Origin of the sequence: Methanobrevibacter arboriphilus JCM 13429 = DSM 1125 (genome assembly GCF_002072215.1) — an archaeon.
Taxonomy (GTDB): Archaea; Methanobacteriota; Methanobacteria; order Methanobacteriales; family Methanobacteriaceae; genus Methanobinarius; species Methanobinarius arboriphilicus.
The window spans coordinates 50636-71375 of sequence record NZ_JXMW01000012.1; the positions used below are offsets into that span (position 1 = coordinate 50636).

Sequence of the window (20740 nt, forward strand, 5' to 3'; positions counted from 1 at the left end):
CAATATAACAACAAAAATCAAATTTATTATAAATAAATTAAAAAATATAATGAATTAATTAAATAAGAAATTAAGTATAAAAATAGTAAAAAGTAGCAAAAAAGAAAAATAAAAGAAAAATAAAAAGAATAAAAAGAATAAAAGAAAAATAGACACCTAAAAGAAATATAAAGAGATTATATTAAACATAATATATTTTTAGCTAATCAATTTACTCAATTATCAGAAGATAACTGATTAGAAAGAAATTTATCATATCCTACAAGATCAAGTAAACCATGCCCAGATAAATTAAAAACAATTGTTTTTTCTTCTCCAGTTTCTTTACATTTTTTAGCTTCATCAATAGCAACTTTAATAGCATGAGTAGATTCTGGTGCAGGTACAATACCCTCAGATTTAGCAAATAAGACACCTGCCTTGAAAACTTCCTTCTGAGTAGCAGATCTAGCATCAATGAATCCTTCTTTTTTAAGTAAAGAAACCTGAGGAGACATACCATGATATCTAAGTCCACCTGCATGTACAGAAGGAGCTACAAAATCATGCCCTAATGTGAACATTTTAATAAGAGGAGTTAAACCAGTCGTATCTCCAAAATCAAAATCATATTGACCTTCAGTCAAAGTAGGACAAGAACTAGGCTCAACACCTATAAACTCACAATCACTATTACCATCAATTTTATCTTTAATAAAAGGAAATGTAAATCCTGCAAAGTTACTTCCACCACCAACACATCCAATCATTACATCAGGTTCTTCTTCAGCAATCTCTAATTGTGTTTTAACTTCTTGACCTATGATTGTTTGATGTAACATTACATGATTTAAAGCACTACCAATTGAGTAATATGCATGTTCATTATCTAATGCATCTTCAATAGCTTCAGAAATAGCTATTCCAAGAGACCCTGGATGATCTGGATTTTCAGCTAAAGTTTTTCTTCCAACTTCTGTATATTTACTTGGAGAAGCATGAACTTCCCCCCCATAGATACCCATTATGACTTTTCTGAAAGGTTTTTGATCAAAGGATACTTTAACCATATAAACAGTACAATCCAAATCAACTTGAGAACAAGCAAGTGAAAGAGCAGTACCCCATTGTCCAGCGCCTGTTTCTGTTGTCAATCTTTCAATTCCATCTTTTTTTGCATAATATGCCTGTGGAATCGCACTATTTAGTTTATGACTACCGGTTGGAGAAGAATCTTCTCTTTTAAAATATATTTTTGCAGGAGTGTTTAACTTATCTTCTAGACCTTTAGCTCTAAATAAAGGGCTTGGTCTACCCATTCGCATATATAACTCTCTTACTTCATCTGGGATATTAATATATCTTTCTGTTGAAAATTCTTGTTCAAGAACTCCTTTTGAAAAAATCTTAGGAAGATATTCAATTTGATTTTTACCTTCACTATTTTTCGGAGGAGGAATTTCAGAAGGAAGATCTGCATTAATATTATACCATTTTTTTGGTACTTCATCGGAAGATAATTCTATTTTATACATAATTCACCTTTTTCTATTGTTTAAATTATATTTATTTGGATTTTTCATGAATAGTATCATTTACATAAATTATTTACATAAATAATATTATTTGTAAATTTTATCAAAATATTCATAGATATAATTTCTTATTATAAATTCTTGTTATAATTTCTTATTATGTTTCTTGTGTAATTTATCATTATATTAAAAATTATTTAAGGTACTATTTAAACCTTTGTTGTACATTATTGTACATTATAATATTTTGTTTAATATTAATATTATATTCAATTATATATTTTATTTATTTATAATACATCATCACATATAATCTTCATCAATATAAACTCTATGTCTTTATAATTTTTATCAATAATAAAAATAATAATTAAGATAATACTAAAAACAATAAAGAAAATAATAATAGAAATAATAAAGATAGTAATAATACATAGAAATATAATATAGAAGAATATAATAAAAAGAGATATAATATAATTAATAATTAAAAGGTATTTATAAAATACAAAGATATTGATAAATATTAAAGATATTGACAAATATTAAGATATTTAACAAACATTAAATATATATAAACGATATATATTAAATATTTAAAAATAAACTAGGTTAGAGAGGATTTTAATGACAGAAGTCAAAGCAGGTGTAGAATATAAAATAAATGTTGGGGATAAAAATTTTCTCCTTAATGAAAAAAAGTTTAATCTCCTTAACTATATAAACATAACAGGTTCTATTACAGAAGCAGCTAAACTAACAAAAATATCTTATAGAACATCTCTTAATTATATAGAAAAAATTGAGACTTCATTAGAAATAGCTGTTGTTTCAACTACAAAAGGAGGTAAAGGAGGAGGAGGTAGTGCAAAATTAACCTCAGAAGGAAGATTAATTTTAAAAGAATGTAAAAAAATTAATGCAATCATGGAACTCCATAAAGAAGTAAACGAGATTGAAGCTGAAGTTATTTCAGTGAACAAAGAAAAACAGGTTATGAACATTGAGATGAAAGATCTTGATATGACAATTCCTTTAAATGAAAAATATGAAGTTGGAGACAAGATTTTAGCTCTAATAAGCTATGATAATATATTTATAATGTTAGAAGAACAAGAATCAAGCGTTAGAAATATATTAAAAGGGAAAATAGTCGAAATAAGTCTCAGTGGAGAAATGATAAGAGTTAAAGCAGATGTTGGTGGAATTTATTTATATTCAAACATAACTCGTTCAGCAGAAGAAAATCTCAAGTTAAGATTAGGGAAAGAAATTTATCTTGGTTTCAAAGCTGTTTCCATAGCAACATTGAAACTTTAGTAATTATACTTTAGTATTATGCTATCTTAATAATTAATCTTTTTATTAATCAATCTATTTTATTAATTATTCTAATTTAGCAATTATACTACTTTAACAATTATACTTCAGTAATTTCTACTTTAGTAATTAGTCTGTATTCTATTAAATAATAATTTATTATTAAATAAGATACTATTCTATTATTAAATAATATTTTATCTTTTAAGTTATTGATGATGAGGTGTTTTTATTTTAAAAATATTAGTTGATAAAGATAAATGTACTGGTTGTGGAGAGTGCAAAGATATATGTCCCAAAGGTCAAAAAATCTGGAAAATAAATAAAACAGCACATGCAAATAATCTTGAATACTGTCATGTGTGTACCCTATGTGCATCGAAATGTCCAGAAGGAGCAATAACTATAGAAAGAAATGCTCCAAATGAAGAAGAAGAAATAAAAAGACTTAAAAAAGCAAAATCTGGAAAAAGCAAATTAGGCATTTAACAATTAATATATTAATAATATTTCAATATAGTAATACCTTATATAATAATACTTCTTAATAATATTTCTAAGTAATATTTCTAAATATATAATAGTTTATAAATAAATTTCTATATAAATAATACTCTTATTGAATAATACTCTTATAAAAAATAATAAATAAATAATAATAAAATTTAGTGGTTGAAATGGAGAAAAATAGATTAGCTAAAGTTTCAAGAAAAACATCTGAAACAGATATTAGAATAAAGATTAATTTAGATGGTGAAGGAAAATACAATATTAATAGTGGGATAAATTTCTTTAATCATATGCTTGAATCATTTTCAAAACACAGCATGATTGATTTAGATATCCAAGCCATAGGAGATATAGATATAGATGACCATCATACAATAGAAGATGTTGGAATTTTACTTGGGAAAGCATTTTTAGAGGCTATTGGAGATAAAAAAGGAATTAAAAGAATGTCTCATGCAATAGTACCTATGGATGATTCTTTAGCTACAGTCGCAATTGATATAAGTGGACGTAGCTATTTCAAAGCTAATTTCAAATTTAATAATGATAAAATTGGAGATATGACTAGTGATACGATTAAACACTTTTTTGAATCTTTCGCAAGTTCAGGAAAGGTAAATTTAAATATATCTGCTGAAGGTTCAAATGATCACCACAAAGCTGAAGCAATATTCAAAGCATTTGCAAAATCACTGCATGATGCTTGTAAAGTAGAGCATGATTCAATTCCAAGTACTAAAGGAATACTTTAATAACTAAATAAATGCCTTAATAACAAAAAAATACTTAATACTAAAAAAAATACTTAATATCTAAAATAATATTTTCTAAAATAATATTTTGATAATTATATAAGTTAAAATTAAAATATCAAAATCATTATAAAACGAAATAGCCAAAAATATAGTATAAAACAATAAATTAATGAAACAATAAAAAAAAGAAACACCGTTTTTAAAACGGTGAATAAAATCTAATTATTAATATAAACTTAGGATGGTTTATCTAACAATTTAGTTTTTGAAACAATAGAACCGTCACCAGCGTGTGGAGTTCTTAAAACTGAGTCATTAGCTTTTTCGATTTCTCTTGCTTCAGTTGCGAGTTTAGCAGCAGTTCCAATTAACTCATGAGCAGCAGCTACGAGTGGTATATATTGGTTAGCATCACGAACCATGAAACAACCTTTAGTATCAATGTCTGCTACTTTACCAGCTGCTTCGTAGGCAGCAATAGCTTTTGCTTTTGCATAAGGATTAGTGAATCCTGCAGATTCAACAGCTTTTTCAGCAGTTAATATGATTTTTGGTAATTCTAATTCTTTACCAGCTTCAGCTGCTTCAATAAGAGCATCAATAGCATTTTGAACTACTCTGTAAGCACCAGTTAAAGCTAAAACTTTAATAACATCTGCATTGAAAGAAGCCATTTCAGTTGGATCGAGTAATTCTCTTCTTGCTCCAATCATTGGGTCTCCTTTAACAATTATATATCCTAAACCTTGTTCATCCATTTCATCCTTCTTTCCAGCTCCTGGAGCATCCCCTATAATTACAGCAGGAATATCATATCCAGATAAGAGTTCTCTTGCTTTAGCTGGTCCAGGTGCACCTGGGTTAGGACTTATAAATATAGCAAAATCTGGGTCAAAGTCTTTAACTTTTGGAGTTACTTCTTCTACTTGTTCTGGGTTCATTTTAGCTCCAGAACCGATAATTCGAACATCTATGTTAGGTCTATCAGCACGTTCATCGAGTAATAAATCTAATACTGGAGAAGTACCAATATTACCACTTTTTATAATTCCAATTTTGACAACCATTTTATCACCATTTTTTTATTTATTGTTTTTTAATAAGTACTTTATGTTTTGGTTTAGACCATTAAGTTTATATATAAGTTTCATATTATTGAAAAAACTCATTAATATAAAAATATAATAAGAAATAAGCTTAATGAAAACAATTAAACTAATCAATAGGTTTAATTTCCAGTATTTTTGAGAAATTAGCTATTAAAATTATTTATTATAGAAAATATTTAATTCAAAGCTATTATATTTAATTAAATATAAAAATATTTATATTATTAATTTTAATTTTTATTAATATATTTTAATGTTTATTATGAAAAATTATAAAAAAGTGAATCTTTGTACATAAAATTATAATTCTAGAATTTCTAATAAAAATATTTCTAATAAAAATCTAAATTTTATAAATTTTATAAGAGATCTTTTTAATAATATAAAAATGATTTAAAGGGAATTATATGATTTATTTCATAACCCACTTATTTAATAATCCAATTATTCAATAATCCAATTATTTTATAATTCAATTATATTATTTGTAAAATTATATGCAAAATTAGGACAAGAACAAGCATGAATATGAAGATAGCTAGCTAGAGTATTTCCAATAGAAATACCATCATGATTATTAATTATTCCTCTTCCTCTTTGAATATCTAAAGCAAAATTAACATCATTAATCAGATTTTTCTCAATTTGAAGCTTTGTATAATGAAATTCATGTCCTCTAAATATATCATCCTTTTTTGAAATAAGGTTATCTTTATTTGACTTAGCGATGACATAACTAAGACCTTGAACCTTATCAGTCATCTTAGAAGGATGAGGAATAACATCACACATTTTAAACCCATCAATAGATTTTGATAAATACAATAAACCTCCACATTCCCCATAAATAGGATTACCATTATTATGGAATTTATTAATAGATTTTCGCATAGATTGATTAGATTCTAGCTCCTTTGCAAAAATTTCAGGATATCCTCCTCCAAGATAGAGAGCATCGACATCAGGGACCTCATCATCTTTGTAAGGACTAAAATAGATTAATTTTGCATTATTATCTTCTAAACTTTCGAAATTCTCAGTATAATAAAAATTAAACGCTTCATCAAGAGCTACTGCAATTTTTGTCTTTTTTTTATTTTCAGAAGTCCAAAGTTCAGTTTTAGAATCTGTTTTAACTTTTGAATTTGATTTTGCTATATTTTTTAAAGCATCTAAGTCAATATTTTCTCTAATAACATTAGCCCATTTATTAATATCATTAGCAATTCTCTCTTTTTCTAATGCTGGTACCAAACCTAAATGTCGTTCTTTTACTATTAAGTCATCGTCACGAGGGATTCCACCAATTACTTTGGTATTAGAAAGTTTTTCAATAGCTTCTTTAGCTTTAAGATAATGACGTTTTCCTTTAACTTTGTTAAGTATTACTCCCTCAATTTTAACATTAGGATCAAGAGTTTTAAACCCTAAAACAACAGCAGCTGCACTTTTTACAAGACTACGAGCATTTAAAATAAGTATAACTGGAGCATCTAAAGCTTTAGCTATTGAAGCAGTATTTCCAACATCCCCTGTAGGACTAATACCTTCATAAAGTCCTCTAACACCTTCTATAATTCCAATTTCAGCTTTAGAAATTTCTAAACCTCTAACAAATGAACTTCTAATTTGATCCTCATTCATAAAAAATGAGTCAAGATTTCTAGGAGGGTTTTTTGTAGCTAAAGAGTGATATGAAGGATCAATATAATCAGGACCAACTTTAAAAGGTTGTACATTCATTTCATCAGATAATACTTTCATAATTCCTGTTGAAATAGTTGTTTTACCTACCGCACTACCAGTTCCAGCCAATACAATTCTCATGAATATTAATTGTACTTTTGTTTATTTATATTTTAACAAAAATAAAAATTATATTTTAATAAAAAATAAATAAAAGCAAATATAATAAAGTTACTAATAAAATTAGTAATAAAATAAATATTAAAATTAAAAAATTCTACTAAATTTACTAATAAAGCTATTGATAAAATTATTAATAAAAATACTAATAAAATCAATATAAAAATTACTATAGATACTATAGAAATTATTATAATATTAACTAATAAGGCTAAAATTTAATAATAAAATTACTAATAAAGCTATTGATAAAATTATTAATAAAAATAGTAATAAAAATAATATAGAATTACTAATAAAGTAAATAATAAAATAAGCAATGGGAATTTAATAAATATGAATATAAAACACAAATTCAAAGAAAGATATGGAAATATAGACATATTTAATCCATATATAGTGATATTTTTTATAATAATCTTTATACTTGTATCTTTACCTATGCTATATTTTTCTGATGAGTTACCAAGACCATCATTTCAAGTGTATCTTTATATTTTATTAGGTATTATATTTTTTGTCATTGGTATTAAATTCCCAAAAATACTATCAAAGTTGTCAAAGAAGTTTGATAAAAAAATAAAAACTCTAAATAAAATAAAAAAAAAGAAATTAGGATCTTTACCTTCATTTAAAATAAGTAGTTATTACAAAAATAACAATGAAGATAATGAAAATAAAAATAATAAGGGTAATAAATTCAAGAATTTTGAGCTTATTATACTATCCATAGTTTTAATTGGATTACTACTGCAAATAATTAACTTCATATTACTTGGAGGAATTCCCCTATTTAGTGGATTTTTAAAAGCAGAAGCTGCAACTAGAATATGGTTATTCTCTTATATATTTTTTATAATAGGAATAAATATACTTTTAGCTAAGTATAATAGGAAAATTTATTATTTATTGCTTATAATAGGATTAGGGCTTTTTGCACTAACTGGATATAGAACAACACCAATAGCAATTTTATTAAGCTCTTTTATAACATTATACTACTCAAGAAATTTAAAGATAAAGTATCAAATGTTTTTTGGAATTATAATAATTTTTTTAATGATTGTTATAGGTTTTATAGCTGTACAATCAATTGAATGGCAGCATTGGAGATTAAATGCATTAGAATTAATATCTTATAGAGCAGGTTTTACACTTAATATTTTAAATAGAACAATCCCCCTAGCTGGCTCAACACAAGGAGAACTATTTTATTATACATTAACAGGTTTCTTTAAATCTGTAGATCCTCGTGTACTTGTTGGACAAGCCGTATTAGGAGAAAATCATTCTATAACTTCAACAATATTTGGTCCTGCCATACTGGACTTTGGATGGATTGGAATGAGCATTCAAATGTTTTTAATAGGATTTATATTAAAAATGTTACATATAATTCAAAAACATGTGAAAAGTATAGCTACTGCTATTTATGGAATAATTTTAGGACAAACTTTAATTTGGATTGAAACAGGCCCTACAGACATAATAGTTTGGTTTTTTTATATTTTAGGAATCATTACAATAATATATTATATTTATAAAATAGATTATATCTATAATCATCTAAAAAATTATTATAATAGTTATAAATGTCAGTAAAAGAATTTAAAAAGATAATAGCATAAGAATGAGAGTGATTAATTGGAAGAAATTACTATAGCAATTGCATGTGAATTAGCTCCTGCAAAAACACTTATTCCTATTATAAAAAAAATAAAAAAAATGGAAAGTTTAGGAAAATTAAACTGGAAAAAAAGTAAAATAATCTGTTTAACCCATGGATCAGGTGTTAAAGAACTACTTAAACCATATTGTGATGAATTTTATTCAATTGGAAAAGGTAGAGGTTCTGGAAAAGTAAAAAGAAATAATTTTGAACTTGCATATTTAATTTTCAAAGACATTATTAAAGCAATTTTAGGATTAAGAGGAAAAGGGATAGATCTTTTAATTACATGTGGAAACGCTGGTGATGTTAGAAAATCTATATCAGCTGCTAATTTACTTAAAATTCCTGTAATACATATAGAGCAAGATATATATAATCCAATTGAAACAATTGCATTTTCTAATTTAGTAACAGTACCTTCAGAAAGTTATAAAAATTATTTAAGTGAAAAATACCATATAGATTCTACTGAAAACATTCAAGGTTATCCTATGGTTAATTATATTGTTGATTATGTTAATAATAATTATTTATTAGATAATGAAGGTGTAAAAAAGGAATATGATTTCTCAAATTTTATATTAATAGTTTTAGGAGGAGATTTAAAAACTAGTGATATAAAAAAGCTAATAAATATTCTAGAAAGAATAAATCTTCCAACACTTATAGCACCCTATCGTTTTAAAAAGGAATTAATTGAAAATATGATAAAATCTAATAAAATTAAAGTTTTAGATGAATTTGTTGATTTATTAAGTTTAATGAAATCTTCAAACCTTATGATTTATGGAGCTGGAATGGGAATGACCATAGAAGCAGGTGTTTTAGAAATCCCTTCAATAAAAATAGCAGGATTTCATAAAGAACATGGTAGTGTAGATTTAGCAAATAATTTAAAAATTCCAATACTTGAAATAGAAGAAATTTCAGATTTTTTAGATGAATTTAAAGATAACTATCAGGATAAATACAATCATGAAAACAAACATACTCATGAAAACGAACATGACGATAAATACAAAGATAATCATGAAGATAATGATAAATACAAAGATAATTATGAAGATAAAAATAGCTATGATGATAAATATGAGGATTATGTGTTAAACATGTTAAAAAATAAGCTTCCAACACCAGAAAGTGAAAAATTAATTAAAAATAGTGAATTTGCTGTTGAAGATTTTGTAAATATTATTAACAATTTTAATCTAAAAAATCCTCCTAAAAAAAGTGGTTTAAAGGCTATGAAAGCGATTTGGAAAAAAAGATCAGAGTTTAGATAATAAAAAATTCAGTTAATATTATTTTAGAATATTATTATTCAATATACAATTTTAATATATTATTTTAATATACAATTTTTAAATATTATTTATTAATAATTATTAATATTTATCAAGAGCAATTTGATAATTACCATCTAATTTAATAAATGGTTCAGCCCTATCTATAACAACTCCTAATTTTCTCAAGTCTACCATCTTCTTAAATGGTTTTTTCTTTCTTATAGCCATAATTCTTTTTGCAGAAATAGTTCCAATACCTGGAACACGAATTAATTCATAAAAAGAAGCAGAGTTAATTTCTAAAGGAAATATATCTCGTTTTAAAGCAGATAAATATTTAGGATCTTCATTAATGGATAATTGATTATTTTCTTCAAAAACAAGCTCATCTAATTCAAATTTATATATATTTAACAGAGAATCAGCATGATATAACTTCGAAGTTCTATTTTTATTGCACTCTTCTCTCTTTTCAAGTTCTGTTCCTTCAACTGGAGAAAAAGAACTAAAATAGCTTCTAGATAAGTTATAGTTTTTATAAAGAGATTTTATTCTAGAAAGAATTTCCACATCAGTTTCATCATTTGCTCCAATAATCATCTGTGTAGTTGAACTAGAACACATTATAGAGTTATTTTTTTTAGATATAGAATCTATCCAACTTATTCTTTTTAATATATCTTTATTATAATCTTTATTTGAAGAAATTTGAGACAATCCATCTGAAGTCGCAGACTCAATATTTAAACTTACTCTATTGGCTAATGACATTGCGCGCTTAATAGAATCTTTGCTAGCACCAGGAATCACTTTAAGGTGTATATAATCATCATATCCATATTTTTTCCTAAGTATATTAATAACATCTAACATTTTCTCCATAGTGTCATCAACATCTCTTGCAATTCCAGAACTTAGAAATAATCCTTGCACATAATCATTGCTATAATAACTAAGGAAAGCCCTTGCTAATTCTTCTGGACTTAGTTCTAATCTAGTAAAATTTCTTTTAGATTGATTGATGCAATATTTACAATCATTAACACATTTATTTGTCATTAATGTTTTAAAAAGAGGAATTTTACAGCCATCAGGTCCTGTTGCATTATAAATTCCTGGAAGATTAATATCAGATTTTTTATAGTGATTTACATAATCACAAATATCATATTGTGCAGAATCACTCAAAATTTGCATTTTTTTTAAAGTGTTCATTATTATATATTTTGTAATTTTATATATTATTAATTTTTGGAAGCAAATGAAAAGTAATTAGAATAATATTAAAAAAGAAATATAATATTGAAAAATAGAATATAATATTAAAAATATGCTATAATATTAAAAATATAATATTAAAAGTATAATATATATATATATAAAAATATATTTATAAAAATAAAATTAAGATTTGAATTTTATTAAATTTTTTGCCTCATCAAATATTACATCTAGGCCACACATACTAGGAACATAGTTAGCTGCCTTTGCAGAATTTACACCAATTGTTTCATATCCCATGTCTTCAATTGGAGCAACAACCATACAAGTATCACACACTATATGTCCCCCAGCAGACTCGATTATTTTTGTATAACCCATTCTATCTGAGGCAGCTTTAACATTTATAGAAGTACATACCCATAAATCATTCTTTATTTCTTTATTTTTGACTATATTTGCAATATCTTTAATTTCTTCTAAAGAAGCATGGGGGCAACCTAAACAAACTAAATCTGCTTCATTTTTAGATGAATTAGTTAAGTTTTCACAAGTATTTTTAATGTCAGAATCTGTAATTAAAATTTTATTATTATTTTTAATCAATTCATTTTTTCCAGCAGAATCATACTCAGGAGTTTCATTTTCAATATGATATAATGCAACAGCACCAGAAGACGCAAGTGCTGCTCCAAGAGCTTTTAATTCAGTATTTGTAGAATCATTTTTAAGAACGAAATAAGGAACACCACTTCCAACTTCTTTACCAACCATATATCCCAATGCCCCATAATCAATTCCAGATATAGGAGTTTCAAGTTCTATTAAAAGGTTTGCTTTCCTATTTTCTTCTAAATGATAACCATACATAGGAGTTTTACCACAAATAGCTGCAGCTAATGCACCAGGTCCACCTTCACGATTAGTTCTCGCACCGATAACTGAATTTACATAAGCAACTGCTGAAGATTCAGACCATGCTACATGATCTCTAAATTTAGGAACATTACCTACAAGATAAGGAGTGCAAGTACAGGTTTTCGAAATTCCAAGCATCCCATAAGCATCAACAATTTCATTCTGCTTTTTAGAAAATTTTGGTGGAAATCCAAGAGATTCCCAGTTATCAAGATCTGTGCCAGCAGGATTTAAAGTAGAAGGAACTTTTGCAACAGATTCTCTATTTAAATTCTTATCACTAGCCAAATCTTCAAGATATTCAAGCCCTGCATCACCAATAGTCTTGTAAGAAACACCAGATATTTGAGCAGAAGTAATATTTACAAGTTTTTCTGCATCATAAATATCCCCAAGTGCCACTAGGATCTCCATGCTTTTACGTACAGTATCTCCATAGAAACCATCATACATTCTTTCTTCTTCTTTATTTAAATACATTTAAATCCCACTACAATATTTAAATCAAAATAATGTTATTACAAAAACTATTACTCAAACTATTAATCAGCTATTTAAATCAAAAATACTATCAAAATATTAAATTGAATATTATCAACAAATTCAATACTATTAATTCTAAATCAAACCATATCAAGCCATTAAATCGAACTATTAGATTAAATCATTAAATCAAAATATATCGTTATTAAATTATAAAAAATGTTTAAAAAATGTAAAAGATTAATAATTTATATAAATAATAGGAATATCGGAATAATATTAATAATAGGAATAATAAAGAATACTGAGGATAATATAAAAATAATAGGATTAATTATTTTCAATTTGGTGCTCAACCATATCATTTACTAAGTTTAAAAAATTATCCATCTCTTTATAAGGAACCATAGCTCCAGCAGCTATATCATGGCCCCCACCTTGACCCCCAAAGCTTAATGAACTATCATGGAGAACTTTTCCAAGATCTACTCCTTTTTCTATCATGTCTCTTGTTGTTCTTCCAGAAACTTTTACATCATTATGCATTCTAGCCATAGATAGAATAGGTTTATCACTATCTAAAATTTCAGCTGCAATTCCTACACTAGAAATAGTACCCATGACACTTTTCAAGACTTTATCTTCACTATACACATACTGAATAAAGTCCATTTGAACTGCGCCCTCTCGCTTAATCCATTCCATTCCTTTAATTAGCTGATCTCTATATTTTTTTTGAAGATTCAAAGCTGCATCAAGTGCTTCTGCACGTTCTCCAAATGCAATAGAAAGACCAAGGCCAGTTTTTTTGTTTTTCCCACAAGCATCTAAAATATAAGAATATTCCTCAAGGTTCCTTAAAACAGGATTTTCTTTAGGCACACTATAAATACTTCCAAAAATATCAGGATTTAGTTTAATAAGCTCATCTTTTAAAACATCTTTTTCTTCATCTTCAAGATCAGTGAATTTTATTCCATAAGAAATTCCTATTTTTTCTAAAAATCCCATTGATCCCTCTAAATCGCCAGTTAAACCAGGCATCGCTGGGTTTAAAGTATATGCTAAAGATTTATATAGTGGTTCTTGATTTTTAGAAACAATTTTAAGATCTTGGTGTATTTCAAGATTTCCAAATTCTATCCCATCTTCAACGATTAGCTCATTTGCACCAATAAATCCATCATTAAATTGCATATCTCCAAAAGCACCTACTAAAGCAAGTGGAGCAAGATGTTTTTTATTATTTTCTCCATCACCTAAATTTCTAATACTTAAATAAGAAGAACCAGCACCACTTAGCTCTTTACTACCATCAATCCCATAAATATGAGGATTAACATGAATAATATGATCTTCTGATTCTGTATCATCAACTTGATGATGATCTGCAATTATAACTTCTGATTTAAACTTATTAATAAGTTTTAAATGGGCACTTCCCATGTCAGAAAAGATAAATAAATTATATTTCTCTTTAGATAATTCTTTCACATCTTCTGGCTTTAAGCGAGAAAGGATTGTTGTATGGAACTGTCCTCCCTCCTCTTTTATAGCATTAGCTATAACACCAGCTGCAGAAAGTCCATCTGCATCATTATGAGAAATTATTCTTATAACATGATCATCCTTGATATGTTTGGATATCATGTCAGAAGCTTCATTAGCCTTATTTAACAAGGAGTGCTGCTTCTTGTGGGTCATATCTCCATCCTTCAGGTAATTCACCATCGTTAACATAATATTTACCAAGACGTCTAATTCTTGATTCTATGATAGTTAATCCTCTTTTAGTGTGTAAATCTTTTGGATTTTCTTTTAAGTGATCTCTAATGTTTACAGCACGTTTAATTAAGTTCATGATATCTTCAGGATATTCTTGAGCTTGTTCATTTCTTTTTAATATAGCAGTGATTTTTTCACCAGTAATAGCTTTTACGCTAGGAATACCATACTGATCTCTTAAAATAACACCAATTTCACTTGGAGATTTACCTTCTTTTGTAAATTTTAATATAAATTCTTCAATTTCTTCATTTGAATAAGTAACCCATTCTGGTTTAGACATTGTAAATACCTCTTAATTTTTTATAATACTAATTCTTTTTATAAGCTAATTTATAAGCTAATTCTTTTTATAAGTTAATTTTATGAGCTAACTTTTTTATAAGTTAATTTTTTATTATATTAATATAATTAGCAATAGAACTGCTCAATTGAAAAATTGTTAAATCTATACACCATAATTATTTATTAGATTTATACCAATTGACAAAAAGTTCTAATGAATTTCTTCTATGAGAAAACTGATTTTTTTCATCTGTTGTTAGCTCACCAAATGTTTTAGACATATTGGGAACATAAAAAATTGGATCAAAAGCAAAACCTTTATCACCCTTTTCTTCAAATGCAATGACACCAGAAACTTTGCCTAAAAAAATCTCGGGCTCGATATTGGGGGCACAATACCCAATGACCGACCTGAATTCAGCATAACGTTCTTGGTCAGTTTTTAAATCATTCATAAGCTTTAAAATACCTTTATTTCCTATTGTATCTTGAACATAAGATGAATATGTCCCAGGGAAATCATTTAAAGCTTTAATGAATAAACCAGCATCTTCAACAATCACAGGTTTATTTAATTTTCGAGAAGCATATTCTGCACCAGCTATAGCTACTTCCTCAAGAGTTCCTTGAGGTTCTGTGTAACCTAAGTCAATATGCTCTAATTCAATATTGAATTTTCGAAAAATATTTTCTGCTTCTTCTACTTTATGGTTGTTACCAGTAATAAATGTTATCATAATAGTAAAATTATGAGTTTTAATTTTATAAATATTTTTTCATATAAACAGTACTTTTATAAGAATAATATTTTTTCTTACAAACAATACTCTTATAAAACTAATATTTTTTCAAATAAATAATATTTTTATATAAATAATATTTTATACTACATAATATTTTATATTAATAAAATTTTTAATAATTAATATATTAAATATTATTAGATTATAATTATATTGAACCGCAGAATTGTATCATAGAATACAACAAAAATATAAGTATATACTAAAGATTAAAATGTTAATAAATACAATATATTAATATGAAAAATAATAACCTCTACTATAACAAAGAAATTGAAACAATGAATAGAGGAGATTTAGATTCCTTAATTGATGAAAAAGTTAAATACACAATAAAATATGCATATGAAAACTCTAAATTCTATAAAAAATGGTTTGATAAAAATAAAATAGAAATTAAATCTATTAAAACCCATGAAGATTTAAAAGAACTTCCAATAATAACAGGAGATACAATTAAAAAAAATCAGCCCCCATCTACCAATTTTTTCAACTTTAAATCTGCAAAAAATAAAAATATAGTTACTATTCATGAAACAAGTGGAACAACAGGAACACCAAAATCATTTTTCCTAACAGAAAATGATTGGGAGAAATATATAGAAAAATATGCACGAACTTTCAAATCCCAAGCCTTTAAATCAAATGATTATTTAATTGTTTGTACATCTTACGGAATGAACATTGGAGCAGAATCCATGAGTTTAGCTGCAAAAAAACTGAAAATCACTACAATACCTGAAGGAAAATGTACATTCCCAATAAGAATACTTAAAAATTATAAACCAACAAGTATTGTAGGAAGTATATTTAAATTCTTAAGATTAGCAGAAAGAATGAAAGAAAATAAATTAGATCCCCAAGAATCAAGTATAAAACGCTTAATTGCAGGTGGAGAAAGCTTTTCAGAAGAATCAAGAGAATATATAGAAGAAATTTGGGGTGTTGACGTGTATAACACTTATGGAAGTACTGAAGGAACAATGTGTGGAGAATGTACTGAAAAAAAAGGAATTCATGTACCAGAAGACTTAATACACCTAGATATATATAATAGTAATACTGAAACAGATCCTAATATGCGATTAGAGAACAATACTCCTGATTCTAATCTTGATTGTTCAGAATCATGCTTTTTAAAAGATGGAAAAGAAGGAAAAATGATACTAACGACTTTGCTTAGTAAAGAAGATAAAGCAGGAACATTACTTATTAACTATGATACAGATGATTCTAGTTCAGTTATAACAAGAAAAAAATGCGGTTGTGGTAGAACACATATGAAAATTGATAATCCTACAAGAGATGCTGAAACTATTAATATATTTGGAAATAGTATTAACAGAGTAGATATCGAAGCAGGAGTATTTCAAAGAGAAAATATGGAATATTTAACTGGAGAATATGAATCATTCTTATATGGAAATGAAACTGAAAATACTTTAAGAATATCAGTTGAATGTAAAGACTATTCAAATTTAAATAAAAAAATTGTTGAAGACAATTTTCTAAGTTCATTTTTAAGAAAAAATAATGATTTAAAAGAAAAATATTACAATGATGAATTTGAAATTATATTTAACTTTTTAGAAAAAGGAAAGCTCGAATTTTATAAAATAAAAGGCAGGCCCAAAAGATTAATTGATAGAAGATAAAAATTATTAAGTTTGAAAATAAAAAGAAAAAATTAACTAACATATATCTAGTGAGGAGTATAACGTCCCCTAGATTCAATTTCATGTATTTTTTTAATTATATTAATCTTTTTAAAATTAAAATCCTTAGAAAAAGTTTCATAAGTATTAATATATCCTTCTAAAACTGTATTAAAAATCTTATCAGCTATTTTATAATCAACACTTTGTAAAGATTTTTTAAAAGTTAATAAATCAACACATTTATCCTCAATAAGATTAGAATATCTACCTAAACCAAAATCAATTAAAATAACATTACCCTCACTGAATAAAATATTAGAACTAGTAATATCTCCATGAATAATATTTTTTTGATGAATTTTAGCAATACTTTGACCAATAGCAAATAAAAGTTCATTTTGGTCAAATTTATTAAAATGATTAGATTCAGATGGCCCTTCTAAAATATTTTTAACAGTCACGCCCTTAATTTTCTCCATTACTATTGATTTTTCTTTTAAATCAACATCATATAGAACTGGTGAAAATACTCCTGATTCTTTAACATCAGATATTAATTTTGTTTCCCTTTTTGTTCTTGATTTTCTAATTTTATCATCAATTTCATTAATCCTATATCTTTTAGGAATTCTTTTTTTTATAATAACTTCTTTATTTATCCAATTTCCATTTAAAATATCAGCTTCAGCACCTTTAGCTAATATCTCTTTTGGTAATATAATTCTTGATTTTGATTGTTTAACCCATGTTGCATCAACTTCATCTGTTCTGAATCTTTGAATAACTCTAGTTTCATCTATTTTATCAGGGCCATAACTATTATTCATGAGTATTCCAAGCCATGCAATCATTGCACCATTATCTCCACAATATTCCATTTTAGGCATATAAAACTTAGCAAAGTGATCCTCAGCCATACCATCTAACATTTCTCGAAGTCTTTTATTTGCAGCTACTCCCCCACATAAAAGAACTTCATCTTTTTTTGTGTGTGAAAGAGCTCTTTCTGTTACTTCAACAAGCATAGAAAATGCAGTTTCTTGGAAACTATAACAAATATCTTCAATATCAATTCCTTCTTTATATTTACGAATTGCTGCACTCATTAATCCAGAAAACGAAAGATCCATTCCTTTAACAGTGTAAGGTAAATCTATATAACTTCCATTTTTAGCTAATTTCTCAACAACTGGGCCTCCTGGGTGTCCAAGTCCTGTTTCCCTTCCAAATTGATCTAATGCATTTCCAATTGCTATATCTAAAGTTTCACCAAAAACACGATATCTTCCATATTCATAAGCTATAATTTGACTATTTCCACCACTAACATATAAAGAAACAGGGTCATTAGCAGAGGTATCAAGTTTTCCAATCTCAATGTGTCCAATACAATGATTTACCCCAATAATAGGTTTATTGATTGATAATGATAATGATCTAGCTGCAGTAGCTGTTGTTCTGAGCCCTGGACCTAATCCTGGACCTTTTGAAAAAGATACAAGATCAATTTCATCAAGACCCAATTTTGCTTCATCACAAGCATCAGAAATTAACTTAGGAATCCATTTTGCATGATGTTCAGCAGCTTCTCTAGGATGAATACCTCCTTTTTCTGGAAATAATTGTTTTCCAACTAATGAAAGAATATTACCATCACTATCAACAACTCCAACACCAGTTTTTTCTGCTGTTCCTTCAATTCCTAAACAAATCAACCTAATCAACCAATAATAATAAATTTTTTAAAATATATTTCTATATATTCAAATTATAACAATTTACATAATTAACTTATAATAATTTTGAATAATTAAATTATTATAGTTTTATAATCAAATAAAATAGCTTTGAATAATTAAATTATAACAAACAATAATTTAATAACTATTCACAAATTTCCTCAACCTTTTCACGAATATCTTCAATTGAATATCCTAAAAGAAGTGCCATAAGCATTGCACCACCTGCCCCAACCCCTTCTTTAACAAATCCCTTTAAATAATTTTTAAGGCCTCCATTAGAAGATTCTTCAAAATTAGGATTAACAACATGAACATCTATGTCACCTATCTGAGATACTATATTGAATAAGTCAGAAGTAGAATCATTAGCAACGAAACTAGTTGTACCTAAACAAATTCTTGAAAAATCAAAATTTGGATCAATTGCCTTAATAAAACTACAAACACTAGCCATTTGAGTTCCACCAGCTAAAATAACAGGGACTGTACTCCCAAAAACCATACCTGCAACAGCAGGAATCATTGGATCTCCTACAGCAGCTACTGCTTTAAAAGGATCTATCTTTCCAATATTCCCAATACCATCTAAAATGCCAGCATTAGCAAGTCCTTCCATTACAACATCTTTCTTGAGATTATGTGGATTTTCAGGCATACTACCACTAACTTTAAAATTAGCATCATATCCAAGAGCAGTTAAAACACCAAGAGCTGTTGTTGTACCTGCAGGAATACTCTCTCCAATCACAAGGTAATCATTAGACTTAGAAAGCTCCCTTCCAATTATCTTTGAATCATTGAAAATTTTTTCTGGATTTTCAACTGCTTCACCAGTTCTTATATCTTTTCCATGAATGGGTTTATTAGAAGCTGTAATACAAGGAACATCTGGTTTTATTCTTGACCCTGCATCGACTATTAAAAAAGGAACATCAGTTAATTCAAGGGCAGCTTTTGTAATCATTGCAGGAGTAGGTGCTGAAGCGCCATCAACGATAGTTTGAGGAGGTATATCACAGCATCTAAGTTCTCCATGAATGATTAATTCAACATCTCCTGCAGGAGTATATTCCATCAACTCAGGAGTTGCTCCAGCACCAGTAATATAAGGAATATTTGCTGTAGAAGTTGTAGCAATCGTACATATGAAAAAAGGTTTTTTACCTTCTATCTTTTTTAAAAGTTCAAAAGAACCATAAGATTTTAATCCATTGAATAGCTCTACCATTATTGCACCATTAATAAGTTTATTTCATTTATTGAATTTAGTATAATTCTAATTTTATATATTATTGTACTAATTATACAAATTCTCTATAAAAGGTATAAATTTAATTTTATATCTTATAATTAATATAGTCTAATTTTGTATGATGTCTAATTTCATATTATATGCAATTTTATGAAAATATAATTTTGTTATAATTAATATGATTATATTATAATTAATATGTAATTAATTACTATTTTAATTATAATGATTTATTTAATAAAGTAATATAATACCTATAAAGCTACCTATAAAGCAATACTTTCCTATAAAAATTGAAATATATTATTATAATCATTACAATATAGATTTAAATGATTATAAATACCTATATTTAAAAAAGCAAAATAATAATAATAAATCAATTTAATTATAGACAAATATTGTATAATAAATAAAAAAATATTATGAAAAAATTTTAAAAATATTATGAAGAAATTTTAAATATAGTATATTAAAATATAATATATTAAATATGATATATTAAATGTGATATATTAAATCTATAAATTTTATATATAAATTTTATATTAAATCTATTAT

Annotated in this window: 16 protein-coding genes; 6 read left to right on the top strand and 10 right to left on the bottom strand. The window is 26.4% G+C overall.

Going from position 1 to position 20740, the window contains the following annotated elements; all coding sequences use genetic code 11:
- Positions 1–215 precede the first annotated feature (215 nt).
- A complete protein-coding gene (locus MBBAR_RS06775; protein WP_080460546.1) occupies positions 216–1517 on the bottom strand; it encodes a TrpB-like pyridoxal phosphate-dependent enzyme in 1302 nt (433 codons plus the stop codon).
- 624 nt (positions 1518–2141) lie between these two features.
- On the opposite strand from MBBAR_RS06775, the gene MBBAR_RS06780 reads away from it, so the two are divergent.
- From MBBAR_RS06780 to hisB, 3 genes are all read left to right on the top strand, one after another.
- A complete protein-coding gene (locus tag MBBAR_RS06780) occupies positions 2142–2834 on the top strand; it encodes a TOBE domain-containing protein (protein ID WP_080460547.1) in 693 nt (230 codons plus the stop codon).
- 240 nt (positions 2835–3074) lie between these two features.
- Positions 3075–3323, top strand: coding sequence for an indolepyruvate ferredoxin oxidoreductase subunit alpha (locus MBBAR_RS10645; protein ID WP_282956049.1), 249 nt, complete (start codon positions 3075–3077; stop codon positions 3321–3323).
- Positions 3324–3511: 188 nt separating this feature from the next.
- Positions 3512–4096 (top strand): imidazoleglycerol-phosphate dehydratase HisB, encoded by a 585-nt coding sequence (gene hisB, locus MBBAR_RS06790; protein WP_080460549.1) that lies wholly within the window; start codon positions 3512–3514, stop codon positions 4094–4096.
- Positions 4097–4335: 239 nt separating this feature from the next.
- Here hisB and MBBAR_RS06795 read toward each other — a convergent pair whose 3' ends face one another.
- Both MBBAR_RS06795 and cfbB read right to left on the bottom strand, forming a co-directional pair.
- Positions 4336–5166: a F420-dependent methylenetetrahydromethanopterin dehydrogenase gene (locus tag MBBAR_RS06795; protein WP_080460550.1), complete on the bottom strand. Its 831-nt coding sequence runs from the start codon at positions 5164–5166 to the stop codon at positions 4336–4338.
- Between the two features lie 507 nt (positions 5167–5673).
- A complete protein-coding gene (cfbB, locus tag MBBAR_RS06800) occupies positions 5674–7035 on the bottom strand; it encodes a Ni-sirohydrochlorin a,c-diamide synthase (RefSeq protein WP_080460551.1) in 1362 nt (453 codons plus the stop codon).
- A 375-nt stretch (positions 7036–7410) separates the two neighbouring features.
- Here cfbB and MBBAR_RS06805 point away from each other — a divergent pair, with 375 nt between their 5' ends.
- Both MBBAR_RS06805 and MBBAR_RS06810 read left to right on the top strand, forming a co-directional pair.
- Positions 7411–8676: an oligosaccharide repeat unit polymerase family protein gene (locus MBBAR_RS06805; RefSeq protein ID WP_080460552.1), complete on the top strand. Its 1266-nt coding sequence runs from the start codon at positions 7411–7413 to the stop codon at positions 8674–8676.
- Between the two features lie 42 nt (positions 8677–8718).
- Positions 8719–10029: a hypothetical protein gene (locus MBBAR_RS06810; protein ID WP_080460553.1), complete on the top strand. Its 1311-nt coding sequence runs from the start codon at positions 8719–8721 to the stop codon at positions 10027–10029.
- A gap of 102 nt (positions 10030–10131) precedes the next feature.
- Here the strand turns inward: MBBAR_RS06810 and MBBAR_RS06815 are convergent, their stop codons facing one another.
- The 5 genes from MBBAR_RS06815 to MBBAR_RS06835 form a co-directional block, all read right to left on the bottom strand.
- Positions 10132–11247, bottom strand: coding sequence for a radical SAM protein (locus MBBAR_RS06815; protein WP_080460554.1), 1116 nt, complete (start codon positions 11245–11247; stop codon positions 10132–10134).
- A gap of 189 nt (positions 11248–11436) precedes the next feature.
- Positions 11437–12651 carry an aconitase X gene (locus tag MBBAR_RS06820; protein WP_080460555.1) on the bottom strand — a complete coding sequence of 405 codons (1215 nt, stop codon included), beginning with the start codon at positions 12649–12651 and terminating at the stop codon, positions 11437–11439.
- Positions 12652–12984: 333 nt separating this feature from the next.
- Positions 12985–14334 carry a single-stranded-DNA-specific exonuclease RecJ gene (locus MBBAR_RS06825; RefSeq protein WP_080460556.1) on the bottom strand — a complete coding sequence of 450 codons (1350 nt, stop codon included), beginning with the start codon at positions 14332–14334 and terminating at the stop codon, positions 12985–12987.
- The gene (locus MBBAR_RS06830; RefSeq protein WP_080460557.1) at positions 14324–14722 is read right to left on the bottom strand and encodes a 30S ribosomal protein S15; all 399 of its coding nucleotides are present in this window, start codon (positions 14720–14722) and stop codon (positions 14324–14326) included. The genes MBBAR_RS06825 and MBBAR_RS06830 overlap by 11 nt, the downstream gene beginning before the upstream one ends.
- Positions 14723–14900: 178 nt before the next feature.
- On the bottom strand, positions 14901–15461 hold the full coding sequence (locus MBBAR_RS06835; protein ID WP_080460558.1) for an XTP/dITP diphosphatase: 561 nt from the start codon (positions 15459–15461) through the stop codon (positions 14901–14903).
- A 305-nt stretch (positions 15462–15766) separates the two neighbouring features.
- On the opposite strand from MBBAR_RS06835, the gene ftsA reads away from it, so the two are divergent.
- A complete protein-coding gene (gene ftsA, locus MBBAR_RS06840) occupies positions 15767–17182 on the top strand; it encodes a coenzyme F390 synthetase (RefSeq protein WP_080460559.1) in 1416 nt (471 codons plus the stop codon).
- Between the two features lie 47 nt (positions 17183–17229).
- Here the strand turns inward: ftsA and MBBAR_RS06845 are convergent, their stop codons facing one another.
- Both MBBAR_RS06845 and cobT read right to left on the bottom strand, forming a co-directional pair.
- On the bottom strand, positions 17230–18909 hold the full coding sequence (locus tag MBBAR_RS06845; protein ID WP_211272920.1) for a bifunctional N(6)-L-threonylcarbamoyladenine synthase/serine/threonine protein kinase: 1680 nt from the start codon (positions 18907–18909) through the stop codon (positions 17230–17232).
- A gap of 160 nt (positions 18910–19069) precedes the next feature.
- Positions 19070–20155: a nicotinate mononucleotide-dependent phosphoribosyltransferase CobT gene (gene cobT, locus MBBAR_RS06850; RefSeq protein ID WP_080460561.1), complete on the bottom strand. Its 1086-nt coding sequence runs from the start codon at positions 20153–20155 to the stop codon at positions 19070–19072.
- Between the last annotated feature and the right edge of the window lie 585 nt (positions 20156–20740).